Origin of the sequence: Acidovorax sp. Leaf78 (assembly GCF_001422735.1) — a bacterium.
Lineage (GTDB): Bacteria > Pseudomonadota > Gammaproteobacteria > Burkholderiales > Burkholderiaceae_C > Acidovorax.
On record NZ_LMLZ01000022.1, the window covers coordinates 196,491 to 211,576 of the forward strand.

Sequence of the window (15,086 nt, forward strand, 5' to 3'; positions counted from 1 at the left end):
GGAGCCGCGGGTCATAATTCCAGCCACATTCAATTCGACCATGATTGCTCCCACCACGCACCCCACACGCCTGCTCAAATTTATGGCAGGTCTCGCACGGTGGTCACTCGGTTTGCTGCTGGCCTTCTGGCTGCTGGTGACCATCGCGTGGGGCGCACTTCATGGCTGGATTGTGCCGCGAATCGGCGAATTCCGCCCGCAGCTGGAGGCACATGCCGCACGGGCTCTGGGGGTTCCGGTCAAGATCGGCGCGATCTCTGCCAAGACCGAGGGGCTGATCCCGTCCATCGAGCTGTCGGACCTGGCCCTGCTCGATGCCGCCGGCCGCACCGCGCTGCGCCTGCCGCGGGTGGTGGTGGCGCTGTCGCCGCGGTCGCTGCTCAAGGGCGGTTTCGAGCAGCTCTATGTCGAACGACCCGAGCTCGATGTGCGGCGCGACACCCAGGGACGTATCCATGTGGCGGGCCTGGACTTTACGCAGGAGCAAGGCGACAGCAGCGCCGCGGCCGACTGGATCTTCTCGCAGGGCGAGGTGTTCATCCAGGGCGGCACGGTGCGCTGGACGGACGAGCAGCGCGGCGCCCCCGAACTGGCGCTGGAGAAGGTGGACCTGGTGCTGCGCAATGGCAACTGGCACCACCACATGCGCCTGGATGCCACCCCGCCCGAAGCCTGGGGCGAGCGGTTCACGGTGGTCGGCCTGTTCCGCGCGCCGCTGCTGAGCGCCCGCGACGGCAACTGGAAACACTGGAACGGGCAGGTGTATGCCCACTTTGCGCGGGTCGATGCGTCGCGGCTGCGCCACTATGCCGATGTGGGCATCGAGGTGGCGCAGGGCCGCGGGGCGCTACGCGCCTGGGCGGATGTGCAGCGCGGGCAGATCGTGGGCGGCACGGCCGACCTCGCGCTGGCCGAAGTCAACGCCACCCTGGGCCCGCAGTTGCAGGCGCTGGTGCTGCCATCCATCCAGGGGCGGATGGGCGGGCGCCGGCTCAACGGCGGGTTCGAGTTTTCCACGCAGTCCCTGCAGTTTGAGACCGACGACGGCCTGGCCTGGCCCGGCGGCAACCTGCGGCTGGTCTACACCGATGCCACGGCCAAGGCACCGGCCCAGGGCGAGTTCCGCGCGGACCGGCTGGACCTGGCGGCCCTGGCGCAGATCGCCAGCCGCCTGCCCCTGGGCGAGACGGCGCACACCGCGGTGCGCACCTACACGCCGCAAGGGCAGGTGGACGAGATCCAGGCCACCTGGAAAGGCCCGCTCGAGAAGCTGCAGCAATACCAGGTGCGCGGACGCATCCGCGGCCTGGCCTTGGCGGGCGACACCAGCAGCGGCGCACCCACGCACCTGGGCCTGCGCGGCGCCACGGTGGACCTCGACATGACGCAGGGCGGCGGCAAGGCGGCGCTGACCATTGCCTCGGGCGCGCTCCTGCTGCCCGGGGTGTTCGAAGACCCGGTGCTGCCGCTGGACCGCCTGAGCGCCGACGTGCGCTGGCAGCTCGAAGGCAGCCGCATCGCGGTGCAGGCCAACGACGTGCAGTTTGCCAACGCCGACGCGCAGGGCGAGGCCCGCGCCACCTGGCACACCAGCGACGCGGCCAAGGTGTCGCACCAGTCGCGCTTTCCGGGCGTACTGGACCTGAGCGGCACGCTGCACCGCGCCGACGGCACGCGCGTACACCGCTACCTGCCGCTGTCCATCCCTCCCGACTCGCGCCACTATGTGCGCGACGCAGTGGTGGCGGGCAGTGCCAGCAACGTGCAGTTCCGCGTGAAGGGCGACCTGCACCACCTGCCCTTCAACGACCCCAAGCTGGGCGAGTTCCGCATTGCCGCCCGGGTGAAGGACGTGACGTACGCCTACGTTCCGCCCAGCCTGCAGCCCGCCGGCACCCTGCCCTGGCCAGCGCTGACCGACCTGTCGGGCGAGTTGATCTTCGAGCGCTCGTCCATGCAGGTACGCAGCGCCACCGGCACGTTTGCCGGGCGCCAGGGCCTGAAGCTGTCCAAGGTGGACGCCAAGATCCCGGACCTGGCGCACACCGTGGTCGCCGTCAGCGCCGATGCCCGCGGCCCCCTGCCCGAAATGCTGGCGCTCATGGCCACATCGCCCCTGGGCCGCATGACCGGCGGCGCGCTCGACCAGGCCAGCGGCACGGGCACTGCGGACCTGCAGCTGCGCCTGTCGCTGCCCATCAGCGACATCAACAAATCCAAGGTGCAAGGCAGCGTCACGCTGGCGGGCAACGACGTGCGCATCACGCCCGACACCCCCGCCCTGAGCCGCGCGCGCGGCGCGGTGCAGTTCACGGAAACGGGCTTTTCATTGCAGGGTGTGCAGGCAATGGCACTGGGCGGCAACGTCAAGCTCGAAGGCGGCATGCGCGCGCTGCCGGCCAACGCACCGGCCACCGAGTCCGCCGTGCAGCTGCGCGCGCAGGGCACGGCCACGGCCGAAGGACTGCAGCAGGCGCCGCAGCTCGGCCTGCTGTCGCAACTGGCGCGGCGCGCCACGGGCAGCGCGCCGTACTCGATGGCGCTGTCGTTTCGCCGCGGCGTGCCCGAGGTGCAGGTGACCACCAGCCTGCAGGGCCTGGCGCTGGCACTGCCGCCGCCGCTGGGCAAGACCGCCGAGACCAGCCTGCCCCTGCGCTTTGAAAACCAGGTGCTGCGCGAGTCGCTGGCGGGCCTGACGCACGGCAGCCACGGCCAGGGCACCAACGGCACGGGCACCGGCGCGGGTAGTGGCAATGGCAATGGCAATGGCAACGGCGCGGAGGCCCCGCCGCTACGCGACCAGATCACCGTGGACCTGGGCTCGGTGGGCTCGGCCATGTATGTGCGCGACATCAGCGGCCCCCAGCCGCGGGTGCTGCGCGGCACCATCGGCGTCGGCCTGACGGGCGGCGAATCCTCTCCCATGCCGGCGCAGGGCGTGGCCGCCAACATCAACCAGGGCCGGCTGGACGTGGATGCGTGGGAGGACGTGCTGAGCCAGGCCACGTCCGGCACCGGCGCCGCGGCACGCGCACCGGCCTCTGCCGCTGGTGCCACGGCAGCAGCGGCCCCGGGCACGCAGACCCTGACGCAGGACTACATGCCCACCACGCTCGCGCTGCGCGCGCGCGAAATCACGCTGCAAGGGCGCACGCTGCACAACATCGTGGCCGGGGCGCTGCGCGACGGCACCACCTGGCGCGCCAACCTGGATGCCACCGAACTCAACGGCTACCTGGAGTACCGCCAGCCCGGCTCCGCCGATCACCCCAACGGCCGCCTGTTCGCGCGGCTGTCGCGGGTGAACATGCCGCAAAGCGACGTGAACCAGGTGGAGTCGCTGCTGGACGAGCAGCCCGGCGCCCTGCCGGCGCTCGACATCGTGGTGGACGACTTCGACCTGCGCGGCAAGCGGCTCGGGCGGGTGGAGATCGAGGCGCAGAACCGCGGCGGCGATGGTTCGCAGCGCGAATGGCGCCTGTCCAAGTTCAACATCACCGCGCCCGAGGCCGTCCTGACCGCCAGCGGCAACTGGGCGGTGCTCAACGCGGCGGGCTCGGGCCCGCGCGAGGCCGATCGGCGCACGGTGCTCAACTTCCGGCTGGACATCCGCGACTCGGGCGACCTGCTGACCCGCATGAGCATGCCCGGCGTGATCCGGCGCGGCAAGGGGCGGCTGGAGGGCCAGGTCGCCTGGGTGGGCGCGCCCTTCAGCCCCGACTACCGCTCCATGACGGGCCTGATCAACGTGAACATCGAGACCGGCCAGTTCCTCAAGGCCGACCCGGGGCTGGCCAAGCTGCTGGGCGTGCTGAGCCTGCAGTCCCTGCCGCGGCGCCTGACGCTCGACTTCCGCGATGTGTTCAGCGAGGGCTTCGCGTTCGACTTCGTGCGCGGCGACGTGCGCATCGAGCAGGGCGTGGCCACCACCAACAACCTGCAGATGAAGGGCGTGAACGCCGCTGTGCTGATGGAAGGCAGCGCCAACATCGACCACGAAACGCAGGACCTGCGCGTGGTGGTGGTGCCCGAGATCAACGCCATGACGGCGTCGCTGGTGGCCACCGCCATCAACCCGGTGATCGGCCTCGGAAGCTTCCTCGCGCAGGTGTTCCTGCGTGGGCCGCTCATCGAGGCCGCCACGCAGGAGTTCCGCATCGACGGCACCTGGTCCGACCCGCGCGTGGTGCGCGTGCCGCGCCGTGCGCGCGATGCCCTGCCCGGTGCTGAGGCCCCATCGCGCAGCAGCCCCCCGGCCAAACCAGGAGAAACGTCATGATGCAAGTTGCAGCGATTCAGATGGTGTCGGGCACCCGGCTCGAAGACAACCTGGCCGCCGCGCGCGCCCTGCTGGAGCAGGCGGCGCAGGGCGGTGCCGAGCTGGCCGTGCTGCCCGAATACTTTTGCGTGATGGGCCACAAGGACACCGACAAGCTGGCCCTGGGCGAAGCCGCCGGTAAAGGCCTGATCCAGCGGTTTCTGGCCACCGCGGCGCGCGAGCTGAAGCTGTGGGTGGTGGGCGGCACGCTGCCCCTGCAGACGGCCACGCCTGAGCGCGTGCGCAACACCACGCTGGTGTTCGACCCCAGCGGCGCCTGTGTGGCGCGCTACGACAAGATCCACCTTTTCTATTTCGACAACGGACGCGAGCAGTACCACGAAGGCCGCGTGATCGAAGCGGGCGACACGCCCGTGCAGTTCGACCTGCCATCGCGCGGCGGCCACACCTGGCGCGTGGGGCTGTCGGTGTGCTATGACCTGCGGTTTCCGGAGCTGTACCGCGCGCATGCCAGCGCCGGGGCCGACCTGCTGCTGGTGCCCAGCGCCTTCACCCACACCACGGGCCAGGCGCACTGGGAGGTGCTGCTGCGTGCCCGCGCGGTCGAGAACCTGGCCTATGTGCTGGCCCCCGCCCAGGGCGGCGTGCACGAGAACGGCCGCCACACCTGGGGCCACACCATGCTGGTGGACCCCTGGGGTGTGGTGCTGGCCGAACAGGACCAGGACGCGGGCGTGGTGCAGGGCACGCTGGACCCTGAGCGCCTGCGCAGCGTGCGCCTGCAGCTGCCGTCCTTGTCGCACCGCGTCTTGTGAAGCTGGGGCCACGCACCCTGTTGCGGCGCTGGCGGGGCGCCTGGCGGCGCTGGTCGCTGTGGACGCTGCTGGTGCTGCTGGTGATCTCCATGCTGGCCACCATGGTGTGGCTGGCGGGGCGCTACGAGGCCAGCCAGGTGCAGACGCGGCTGGAGCGCGACACGGCCGATGCTGTGTCCGACATCCGCGTGGCGCTCACGCGCAACCTGCAGAGCCTGCAGGCCCTGCACGCGGGTGAACCGGGCCAGCTGGCCTGGGAGGTGGATGCGGCGGAGCTGCTGCGCAGCCGCCGCGAGCTGGTGCGCATCGAATGGCGCGACGCCAATCTGCGGATGCGCACCCATGCGCAGTCGCCCTACCGGCCGGTGGCCTGGGATGCGCGCATCCGCGAAGGCCACCAGTCCGACGCCGCCATCGCCTGCACCAACGCACGCCGCCTGAGCAGCCCCTCGTACTCCAGCAGCTACTTTCAGCCCCACGGCGACGGCCTGGGTTCTGAAATGATGGAGCTGTGCCTGCCGCTGACCGGTGGGGGCCGCCACACCGGCTTTCTGGTGGCCACGTATTCGCTGCAGGACGTGCTGGTGAACCTGGTGGCGCACAACCTCACGCGCAGCCAGGAGGCATCGTTCACCGAGGCCGACGGCACACGCCTGGCAGTGCTGGGCGCAGCGCGCAGGGGCTCGCGCATGTTCACCGCACAGCACCTGCTGGACCTGCCCGGCACCACGCTCGTTCTGCGCATGGACACCTGGCACAGCGCACCCAGCCTGTTCCCCAACGTGCTCACCGCGCTGGTCACGGCCATGTCCATCGCGCTGGTCACGGTGATGGTGGTGCTGGTGCGCGACAACCGCCGCCGGCTGCGCGCAGAGCGCGACCTGGCCGATGCGCTGGCGTTTCGCAAGGCGATGGAAGACTCGCTCGTCACCGGCTTGCGCGCGCGCGACCTGGAAGGCCGCATCACCTACGTGAACCCGGCGTTCTGCGCCATGGTGGGGTTCAGCGCACAGGAGCTGCTGGGCCAGAGCGCGTCCGCCCCCTACTGGCCGCCCGAGCTGGTGGACGAGTACCGCCAGCGCCAGGCCATCCGCCTGTCCGGCCAGCACATACCGCCGCGCGAGGGGTTCGAGTCGGTCTTCATGCGCAAGGACGGCACGCGCTTCCCGGTGCTCATCATCGAGGCGCCGCTCATCAACGCCCAGGGCCAGCACACCGGCTGGATGAGCGCGTTTCTGGACATCAGCGAGCAACGGCGGGTGGAAGAGCTCTCGCGCGCATCGCAGGAGCGCCTGCAGGCCACGGCACGCCTGGCCACCGTGGGCGAGATGGCCTCGCTGCTGAGCCACGAGCTCAACCAGCCGCTGGCCGCCATATCGAGCTATGCGACGGGGTCGATGAACCTGCTGGAAGCGCCCGCCGGGGCCGGCAGCACGCCAGCGCCTGAAAGCCTGCAGGATGTGCGCATGGCCATGCAGCAGATCGCCCGCCAAGCGGAGCGGGCCGGCAAGGTGATCAAGAGCGTGCACGACTTCGTGCGCCGCCGCGACCAGGCGCGCGAGGCCGTGTCGGCCCAGCAGCTGATCGACGCCATCCTGCCGCTGGCCATCCTGCAGGCCCGCAAGCTCGCCGTGCGCGTGAACACCACGGTGGAGCCCGGCCTGCCGCCGGTGCTGTGCGACCGCACCATGGTCGAGCAGGTGCTGCTCAACCTGGCGCGCAACGCCATGCAGGCCATGGACGACCCCGAGATCCGCCACCGCGTGCTCGACATCCGCGTGCGCCGCGCGGCCTCCAACCAGCACAGCGGCTGGATCGAATTCGCCGTGACGGACGTGGGCACCGGCATCCCGCCCGACGTTGCGACCCGCCTGTTCACGCCGTTCTTCACGACCCGGCCCGAAGGCATGGGCCTGGGCCTGTCGCTGTGCCGCACGGTGATCGAGCAACACGGCGGTTTTCTCGGCTTTGCCCCCCATGAGCCGCGTGGTACGGTATTCACCTTCACGCTCCCCGTCTCCCAACCCGCGCCCCCACCCTGATGGAACCCATCACCAACGCCACCGTGTACATCGTGGACGACGACGCCAGCGTGCGCGAGGCCCTGGCCTGGCTGCTGCGCTCGCGCAGGCTGCCCAGCGAGTCGTTCGACAGTGCCGAAGCCTTCGACGCGATGCTCAAGACCCGCCCTGCGCAGCGCCAGCCCTGCTGCCTGCTGCTGGACGTGCGCATGCCCGGCATGAGCGGGCTGGCGCTGTTCGACCTGCTGGCAGTGCGGGGCGACCTGGCCACCATGCCGGTGATCTTCCTCACCGGCCATGCCGACGTGCCCACCGCGGTGGACACCGTCAAGCGCGGTGCCTTCGACTTTTGCGAAAAGCCGTTTTCCGACAATGCTTTGGTCGACCGCATCGAGCAGGCCCTTGCCCAGTCGGCCGCACGCCTGGCCCAGCTGCGCGAACGCAGCGACCTGCAGGTGCGGCTCGCCGACCTGACCGAGCGGGAACGCGATGTGATGGATTTGGTGGTCGCGGGCCTGCCGAACAAGCTGATCGCCGATCAGCTCGACATCAGCGTGCGCACGGTGGAAGTCCACCGCTCGCGCGTGTTCGACAAGATGCAGGTGAAGTCAGCCGTCGAGCTGGCCAACCTGCTGCGCGCAGGTCAATGAAGCCGCCGGCTCTGCACTGAGCCGCTGCGGCGTGCGCAACCCAGGCTGGTGAGCCTGGGTCGTTGCGCCTGGGGCTGTCAGCCCCGAGGATCAACCGCGGGGGCGTTCGCCCACAAAGATCTCGACGCGCCGGTTGCGGGCGCGGCCGTCGGCCGACTCGTTGGTGGCGATGGGGTAACGCTCGCCCATGCCGTCGATGGCGATGCGGCGGCCGTCCACGCCCCGCGCAGCCAAGTAGCTGCGTGTGCTGGCGGCGCGGTCCACCGACAAGGGGTTGTTGATGGCATCGCTGCCGGTGTTGTCCGTGTGGCCCACGATGCGCACGTCCGTGTTGGGGTTGTTGCGCAGCCCGGCGGCGAACTGGTCAAGCACCGGTGCGAAGTTGGGCTGAATGTCCGAGCGGCCCACGGCGAACGAAATGTCGCTCGGGATGTTGAGCATGAGCTGGTTGTCGGCGGTCTGGGTCACGGCAATGCCGGTGCCCTGGGTCGCACGCTCCATCTCGCGCTTTTGGCGCTCCATGTTCTGCGACCAGATGTAGGTGCCCAGTGCGCCCACGCCGGCACCCACCACGGCACCGGTGCCAGCGCTGCCGCCGGTGGCCGAGCCGATCACGGCACCCGCCAGTGCCCCCACGCCAGCGCCCGTGGCGGTGCGGCGTTGGGTATCGTCCATGTTGGCGCAGCCGGTGGCCAGGATGACGACGGCGGCGGTGGCGCCCCAAAGAATGTTTCTGCGCATGTGTGTGCTCCTTGAATGATCAACGGGAGCTGGGCGCTGCGGGAGTTCCGGTCGCGGGCTGCAGCCTGTTCTTGGCGGCAAGCCTCGGTAGCGCCCAGCTGATCCGCCATCTTGGAGTGGCGCGCGGAGGCGCGCCATCGGCACAGGGGCCCCTTGGTTGTAGGACTGGGTCGCCTGCCTCCCGGCAGAGCCCAAGCGCAGAAGGTCAGGAAGAACCGGGCGGCGGCGCAGGCGGCTTGGGGCCGGGCGCTTCAGGCGGTACAGGTGCAGGCGCGTCCTGACTCGGCGGCTTGAGCTCGCCCCCCTTGCGCCCCGAAAACATGGTCCACCAGACAATTGCCCCCAGCAGCACCAGCGCAAGCAGCGCTTCAAGCAAAATCAGCCCCATGACATTGACACTCCTGCGCCTTGTATCGACGGCGCTGATTGTAGGAACGCTGGTGGCCTGCTCCAGCCCTCCGCCCGCAAGCCCCTCCCGCACCCCGGCCATCCCGGCGCCCTTTCCGTCCTTGCCGCCCGGCGCGGTGGTGCTGCCGGGCGACAACGGCCCGCTGCCCCCGCCCATGGCCCAGCCCAAGAGCCGCTGGGTGCCCGTGCGTTGGGCCGAGCTGCCGGGCTTTACCGAAGACGCGCTGCACGAGGCCTGGAATGCCTGGATCAAGAGCTGCGAACGGCCCGCGCCGCCCTTCACCGCGCTGTGCAGCGACGTGCGCCAGCTGAGCATCGCCACCGCCGAAGAGCAGCGTGCGTGGCTCATCGCGCGGCTGCAGCCCTACCGCGTGGAGGCGACCGACGGCAACCCCGACGGCCTGCTCACGGCCTACTACGAGCCGATGATGGACGGCGCGCGCCAGCCGGGCAACGGCTTCAACGTGCCCATCTACCGCACGCCCGCCGGGCTGGGCGCGCGCAAGCCCTGGTATACGCGCCAGCAGATCGAGTCGATGCCCGAGGCACAGGCCGCGCTGGCCGGGCGGGCCATCGCCTGGCTGCGCGACCCGGTCGAATCGATGGTGCTGCACATCCAGGGCTCGGGCCGCTTGCGCATCACCGAGGCCGACGGGTCGGTGTCGCTGGTGCGCGTGGCCTACGCGGGCACCAACGACCAGCCCTACCAGAGCATCGGCCGCTGGCTGCTGGACCAGGGCTACACGCGCGACGCGACCTGGCCCGGCATCCGCGCCTGGCTGGCGGCCAACCCGCAGCGCACCAACGAGCTGATGTGGACCAACCCGCGCTATGTGTTCTTCCGCGAGGAGCCTTTGAACCCGCTGGACGCCGGCTTCGGCCCGCGCGGCGCGCAGGGCGTGCCGCTTACGCCCGGCCGCTCCATCGCCGTGGACCGCCAGAGCATCCCGTACGGCACGCCGGTGTGGCTGGCCTCCAGCGGCCCCCAGGTGCAGCTCAACCGCATGGTGATGGCGCAGGACACCGGCAGCGCGATCCTGGGTGCGGTGCGGGCCGACTTCTTCACGGGCTGGGGCCCGGAGGCCGGAGACATTGCCGGGCGCCTGAAGCAGAACCTGCGGCTGTGGGCGCTGTGGCCCAAATAATGGTCAAAAATGCCTCTACCGCTTGCCTGACAAGCGCCAAAAGCTATTAAAACAGGAGCATCCGTGCGCGTGACCCTGCCCCAGCTGCGCACCGTGCTGCTCGCCCAGTCCATCGAGCAGGTGGATGCCGGGCGCACCCTGGTCAGCCAGGCCGACTGGGACGAGGCCACGCGCACGGCCGTGGCAGCCGCCCGCCAGCGCGGTGCGCAGCGCGTGGGCGCGGGCGATGTGGTGCTGGAGCGTGCCGACACCGTCGCCCGGCGCGCCAGCGGCCGGGACACCACCGTCGCCGCCCTGCACGAGCCCGGTGCTGCCGGGCGCTGGCTGGCGCGCGGCCTGCCGCTGCTGGCCCTGGCGATGGGCCTGGCCATCGACCGCATCGCCAACGCCCACCGGGTGGACCTGCTGTCGCCACCGCTGCTGATCGTGCTGGCCTGGAACCTGTGCGTGTACCTGCTGATGGCCTGGCGTGCCTGGCGCCCGCCCGCCACGGGGCTGCCGCTGCTGCAGGGCCTGCGGCAGCTCACCCGCCGCCTGGGCTCGGGCCGGGGGCGCGGGCTGGCAGCGCGCATCGCGGCGGACTTCCATGCGCGGTGGTGGGCCCACACGGCCGACCTGCAGGTGCAGCGCGCGGCCCGTGTGCTGCACCTGTGCGCGGCGGCCTGGGGCGCGGGCATTGCGCTGTCGCTGCTGCTGCGCGGGCTGGTGGTGCGCTACCAGTTCGGGTGGGAGAGCACCTTCCTCGACGCCACGCAGGTGCATGCCATCGTGTTGGTGCTGTTCTGGCCGCTGACTGTGCTGTTCGGCACGGCCCCCTTCACGCTGCAGGAGATCGCGGCCACACAGAACTTTGCCGGCGAGGGCGCGGGCGGCAGCCGCTGGGTGTGGATGTACGTGGGCCTGCTGGCGCTGGTGGTGGTGCTGCCCCGCCTGGCGCTGGCGGCCTGGGCGCGCTGGCGCGAGGCCCGCTGGCACGCCCGCATCGACCCGGGCGATGCCGCATTCGACGCGCTGCGCGCCGCCCTGCCGGGCGACCTGCTGATCGGCCTGCACGGGCCCTTGGCCGAGGTGCTGCAAACCGCCGCGGTGCAGACCCCGCAGGGCGACCGCCTGCAGTTCGGCGATGCCCGCCAGCCGGTGGACGCGGTGCTGGCGTGGACCACCGACGCCCCACCGCCCGCCTGGCAAGGCGCGCCGGTGCTGGCACTGCGGTGGGAAGCCTTTGCCGCCAGCTGGGTGCTGGAGCCCACGCTGTTCGATCGCCTGACCGCCGCGCTGCCAGCGCAGCAACACGCGCTGAGCCGCCTGCGCGCGGCCTGGGTGGAGCGCAACGAGCTGCGCTTTCGCGAATCGCTGCAAGCCCTGGCCCGGCACCTGCGCGAGGTTGCGCAACCCGCACCAGGCGGTGAGACGGGCGACGCCAACGCCAAGTCCGCGCGCTACGCCCAGCAGGTGCAGACGCTGGACGCCGCGCTGCGCACGCTGCACGGCCAACTGCCTGCGCCCAGCCTGCACGCATCCAACGCCCCGCACGGCCACGCGCTGCTACCCGCCACGCGCCGCACCAGCAATACCGCCCTGGCCGTGGGCACATCCGCCGGCGCCGCAGCGGGCGCGGCGGCAGGTGCCAAGGCCGGTGCGCTGATCGACATCGGCACCGGCGGCCTGACGCTGGGCGCGGGCACCGCCCTGGGCGCGCTGCTGGGCGGCACCACCGCCTGGGTGCTGCGGTCCCTGCAGAAGAAGGACGATGGGGACGCGCTGCTGCGCCACGCGGTGGAGGCGGCCTGCACGCACTACCTCGTCATCGCGCACCTGGAGCGGGTGCCACCGGCCGATGCCGACCGGCTGGCAGAGCGATGGCGTGCCGAGGTCACCGGCACGGTGGCCGCGCACGGCGATGCGTTGGCTGCGGCGCTGCGACGCACGGGGCCGGGGGATGACGCGATGCAAGCGGTGCAGGCGCTGCTGCACACCATGCTGACCGGGATACTGCGGCGCAGCTTTGCGGCTGCGGCCACGGCAGCACCGGCCGACGCAGCCTGAAATCCAAGCCTTTTGGGCCGCTACCGCTGTATAGGCAAGCGCCAGCAGCTATTAATTCAATAGCAAACCAACCGCAAGCCTCACGGACATGGCGTCCGGGCCGCCTCGGTCTCCACGCGCGGTGCCGCCACGGCCGGCGGCTCGGGCGGCTTGGCGGGCGGCACGCTCACGGTGCGCAGCTGGTCGCCGTCAATGCGGTATTCGTACTCGCGGGTGGAGCCGATCATGTCCGTCTTGAAGGTGCTGCTGGCCATGGTGGCCGCGTACACCTGGGGCCGTACGACCTGGTAGCGGTACGCGGTGGTGGAGCTGCCGGTGGAGGTCTTGCAGGTGGACTCGAACAGGGTCTGCTTGAACTGCAGGGTGCAGCGGCCCGAGGTGTCCTCGGCTTGGGTGCCGTCCTGCACGTACAGCACGATCTTGGTGGCGCGCCAGCAGCCGAGCAGGCCGGCGGCGCTGGGGGCGCTCTCCGAACTTGCAGAACTTGCAGCATTTGCAGCGCTCACGGCTTGGGGCGCTTGGGGCGCTTGGGGCGCTTGGACCGCCTGTGCGCACGATGCGGCACCGACCAGACACAGCAACAGGCTGGGCGTGAAGCGCTTCATGCGGCGCTCCCCGGGGTCGCGGCATTGGCGCTGAGCGCCAGGTACGCACCCATGTCGTAGACCGCGCTGCGCTCCAGCACGCCCACCGACACCTCCACGCCCGCGGCCTTCAGGATCTCGATCCCAGCGCCGGCATTGCGCGGGTCGGGGTCGAGCATGGCCACCACCACCCGCTGAATGCCGCGCGCCACCAGCGCCTTCGCGCACGACGGCGTGCGGCCATGGAACGAGCACGGCTCCAGCGTGACGTAGGCGGTCACGCCGGCCAGATCGCCGGGCGACTGGGCCAGCGCCATGGCCTCGGCGTGGTGCTGGCCGGGCGGCTGGGTGAACCCGCTCGCCATCACCGCACCGTCCTTCACGAACACGCAACCCACGGGCGGGTTGGGCAGGCAGGCTGGCAGGGCTTTGCGGCCCTCGGCCAGGGCAAGGCGCATGAAAACTTCGTCGGATGCGGACATGGTCGAAAGCGTTGGACAAGGAAGGCGGGCCCGCATGCCGGGGCCGCACCGCTCAGGGTGGGTATTGTGAGTCAGCCGCGGTTCGGGCCTTGCCGAGCCGTCATGACTCGACCGCCCACCGCGTCACCCGTGGCGGTGCGTCGCCCACATGGAACGCGAGCTTGCGGTCGCGCAGCGCCACGTCGGACGCCGTCACGCGGTCGAAGCGCCGCAGGTGCTCCGTCCACGACTCGTCCTCGATGCGCTCCACATAGCGCGCGGGCTGGCTGATGTCGTGCAGCAGCTGCCAGGCCAGCGCGCCCTGGCGCAGGCGGCTGCGGCGGCTCTCTTGCATCACCGCGCGGAATTCGGTGGCACGCGTGGGGTCGATGAAGTATTCGATGGTGACCACCACATGCCCGGTACTGGGCGGCGCATCGGCCACCGGGGCCTTGAAGGCACGGGAGGGGCTCAGGTCCTCCTCCATGCTGCGGTCGGCCACCAGGCGCTGCACCAGCAGCATGGCCACCACGCCGGTGCCGGCGGCAATGCCCAGGCTCACGTGCACGTCGCTGAGGGTGGCCACCTGGCCCCACACCGCGGCCCCGAGGGCGGTGGAGCCCATGATGGCCATCTGGTAGATCGACATGCCGCGTGCGCGCACCCAGTTGGGCAGTGCGAGCTGGGCCGATACGCTCAACGAATTGGCCGTGGTGATCCACGCCATGCCGGCCACAAACATCGCGGGCACGGCCACGTACACATTGGGCGCCACGGCCATCACGCCCGTGGCCACGGCCTGCAGGGCCGTGCCGCGGATCACCAGCACATCGCGCGCCATGGCCTGGCGCAGGCGCGGCAAGAACATCGCGGCGGTGATGGCCCCCGCGCCCATGCTGGCCAGCAGCAGCGTGAAGGTGCCCGCACCGCCGCCCTCCAGGCCCCGGGCCAGCAGCGGCAGCAGGGCCAGCAGCGCGGTGGCGTGCAAGAAGAAGATGGAGATGCGCCACAGCACGGCGCGCATGCGCGGCGACTGGCGCACGAACTGCAGCCCCACGCGCATGGCGCTGGGCAGCCTTTCGCGGCCCAGCGGGCTGGGCACGTGGGTGCGCTTCCAGCGCATGATGACCAGGCCCGAGATGACCGACAGCACCGCGTTGAGCACGAACACCCAGGCACTGCCCGCGCTGGCGATGATGGCGCCGGCCAAGAGCGGCCCGATGATGCGCGATGCGTTCATCGCCACGCCGTTGAGGGCCAGCGCCGCGGGCAGCTGCGGGCGGCTGACCAGTTCGGGCACGATGGCCGCGAACACCGGCCAGCGCATGGCCAGGCCGATGCCGTTGGCAAAGGTGAGCATCAGCAGCAGCGGCGCCGTCATGCCGCCGGCCATGACAAACACGCACAGCACCAGCGCCACGGCCGCCACCCAGAACTGCGTGGCGATGAAGTAGCGCCGCCGGTCCAGGATGTCGGCCAACGCGCCGCTGGGCAGGCCCAGCAGGAACACGGGCAGGGTGGAGGCCGACTGCACCAGCGCCACGAGGATGGGCGAGGTGGTGAGCGTGGTCATGAGCCAGGCGGCCGCCACGTCGTTCATCCACATGCAGGTGTTGGCCGCCACCCAGGTGAGCCACAGCATGCGAAACACCGGCACGGACAGCGGCGCCAGGGGCGACAGCGAGGCCGCCTGGCTCAGCTGTGCGGCGGCGCTCTGGTCGAGCTGGGCGGCAACGGATTCTTCGGTGCCCTGCGCGGTCGCGGCGCGGTCTGCGGCGGCCGCGTCGTCGGTCGGCCCGCGCGCTGCGGCATCGGCAGCGGGGGTCAGGTCAGGAGCGGGGGTGGGCGCAGTGCTGCGCGTGCTTTCGTGGGACGGCAAAGGTGGCATGTCCTCCCATTGTGCGACGGTTGGCGCGGCCATGCTGCGTGCGGCACC

General features: G+C 70.9%; 11 protein-coding genes. 6 read left to right on the forward strand and 5 right to left on the reverse strand.

Features of this window, described 5'->3' with window-relative positions:
• Positions 1 to 40 precede the first annotated feature (40 nt).
• The 4 genes from ASF16_RS19500 to ASF16_RS19515 are packed head-to-tail and all read left to right on the forward strand — an operon-like array spanning position 41 to position 7,765.
• Complete coding sequence (locus ASF16_RS19500) at positions 41 to 4,279, forward strand: YhdP family protein (RefSeq protein ID WP_056171274.1); 4,239 nt, start codon at positions 41 to 43, stop codon at positions 4,277 to 4,279.
• Positions 4,279 to 5,094, forward strand: a complete 816-nt coding sequence (locus ASF16_RS19505) for a carbon-nitrogen hydrolase family protein (protein WP_056171715.1) — start codon at positions 4,279 to 4,281, stop codon at positions 5,092 to 5,094. The genes ASF16_RS19500 and ASF16_RS19505 overlap by 1 nt, the downstream gene beginning before the upstream one ends.
• Positions 5,091 to 7,136, forward strand: a complete 2,046-nt coding sequence (locus ASF16_RS19510; RefSeq protein ID WP_056171275.1) for a nitrogen regulation protein NR(II) — start codon at positions 5,091 to 5,093, stop codon at positions 7,134 to 7,136. The genes ASF16_RS19505 and ASF16_RS19510 overlap by 4 nt, the downstream gene beginning before the upstream one ends.
• Complete coding sequence (locus ASF16_RS19515) at positions 7,136 to 7,765, forward strand: response regulator transcription factor (protein WP_056171277.1); 630 nt, start codon at positions 7,136 to 7,138, stop codon at positions 7,763 to 7,765. Before ASF16_RS19510 ends, ASF16_RS19515 begins: the two co-directional genes overlap by 1 nt.
• A gap of 90 nt (positions 7,766 to 7,855) precedes the next feature.
• On the opposite strand, the gene ASF16_RS19520 is transcribed toward ASF16_RS19515, so the two are convergent.
• Positions 7,856 to 8,506, reverse strand: coding sequence for an OmpA family protein (locus ASF16_RS19520; protein WP_056171279.1), 651 nt, complete (start codon positions 8,504 to 8,506; stop codon positions 7,856 to 7,858).
• A gap of 205 nt (positions 8,507 to 8,711) precedes the next feature.
• Positions 8,712 to 8,894, reverse strand: a complete 183-nt coding sequence (locus tag ASF16_RS25615) for a hypothetical protein (RefSeq protein WP_082517072.1) — start codon at positions 8,892 to 8,894, stop codon at positions 8,712 to 8,714.
• Between ASF16_RS25615 and ASF16_RS19525 the strand changes: the two genes are divergently transcribed.
• Together ASF16_RS19525 and ASF16_RS19530 are read left to right on the forward strand one after the other, a co-directional pair.
• Positions 8,827 to 10,059: a murein transglycosylase A gene (locus tag ASF16_RS19525; RefSeq protein ID WP_082517071.1), complete on the forward strand. Its 1,233-nt coding sequence runs from the start codon at positions 8,827 to 8,829 to the stop codon at positions 10,057 to 10,059. The two genes, ASF16_RS25615 and ASF16_RS19525, sit on opposite strands and share 68 nt — an antisense overlap.
• Before the next feature lie 69 nt (positions 10,060 to 10,128).
• Positions 10,129 to 12,105, forward strand: a complete 1,977-nt coding sequence (locus ASF16_RS19530) for a DUF2868 domain-containing protein (RefSeq protein ID WP_235507444.1) — start codon at positions 10,129 to 10,131, stop codon at positions 12,103 to 12,105.
• 80 nt (positions 12,106 to 12,185) lie between these two features.
• Here ASF16_RS19530 and ASF16_RS19535 read toward each other — a convergent pair whose 3' ends face one another.
• The 3 genes from ASF16_RS19535 to ASF16_RS19545 all read right to left on the reverse strand — a co-directional run bounded on the left by ASF16_RS19535 (position 12,186) and on the right by ASF16_RS19545 (position 15,038).
• The gene (locus ASF16_RS19535) at positions 12,186 to 12,611 is read right to left on the reverse strand and encodes a hypothetical protein (RefSeq protein WP_056171717.1); all 426 of its coding nucleotides are present in this window, start codon (positions 12,609 to 12,611) and stop codon (positions 12,186 to 12,188) included.
• Between the two features lie 95 nt (positions 12,612 to 12,706).
• Positions 12,707 to 13,171, reverse strand: a complete 465-nt coding sequence (locus ASF16_RS19540; RefSeq protein ID WP_056171286.1) for a bifunctional diaminohydroxyphosphoribosylaminopyrimidine deaminase/5-amino-6-(5-phosphoribosylamino)uracil reductase RibD — start codon at positions 13,169 to 13,171, stop codon at positions 12,707 to 12,709.
• A gap of 100 nt (positions 13,172 to 13,271) precedes the next feature.
• Entirely contained in the window at positions 13,272 to 15,038 is a 1,767-nt protein-coding gene (locus tag ASF16_RS19545) for an MFS transporter (RefSeq protein WP_056171288.1), read from the reverse strand.
• Positions 15,039 to 15,086 lie beyond the last annotated feature (48 nt).

Bases quoted from the DNA above. Each gene is read 5' to 3' on its own strand.
- ASF16_RS19500 (WP_056171274.1), top strand. From the start codon at position 41: ATGATTGCTCCCACCACGCACCCCACACGCCTGCTCAAATTTATGGCA.
- ASF16_RS19505 (WP_056171715.1), top strand. From the start codon at position 4,279: ATGCAAGTTGCAGCGATTCAGATGGTGTCGGGCACCCGGCTCGAAGAC.
- ASF16_RS19515 (WP_056171277.1), top strand. From the start codon at position 7,136: ATGGAACCCATCACCAACGCCACCGTGTACATCGTGGACGACGACGCC.
- ASF16_RS19520 (WP_056171279.1), bottom strand. From the start codon at position 8,506: ATGCGCAGAAACATTCTTTGGGGCGCCACCGCCGCCGTCGTCATCCTG.
- ASF16_RS19525 (WP_082517071.1), top strand. From the start codon at position 8,827: ATGGTCCACCAGACAATTGCCCCCAGCAGCACCAGCGCAAGCAGCGCT.
- ASF16_RS25615 (WP_082517072.1), bottom strand. From the start codon at position 8,894: ATGGGGCTGATTTTGCTTGAAGCGCTGCTTGCGCTGGTGCTGCTGGGG.
- ASF16_RS19540 (WP_056171286.1), bottom strand. From the start codon at position 13,171: ATGTCCGCATCCGACGAAGTTTTCATGCGCCTTGCCCTGGCCGAGGGC.
- ASF16_RS19545 (WP_056171288.1), bottom strand. From the start codon at position 15,038: ATGCCACCTTTGCCGTCCCACGAAAGCACGCGCAGCACTGCGCCCACC.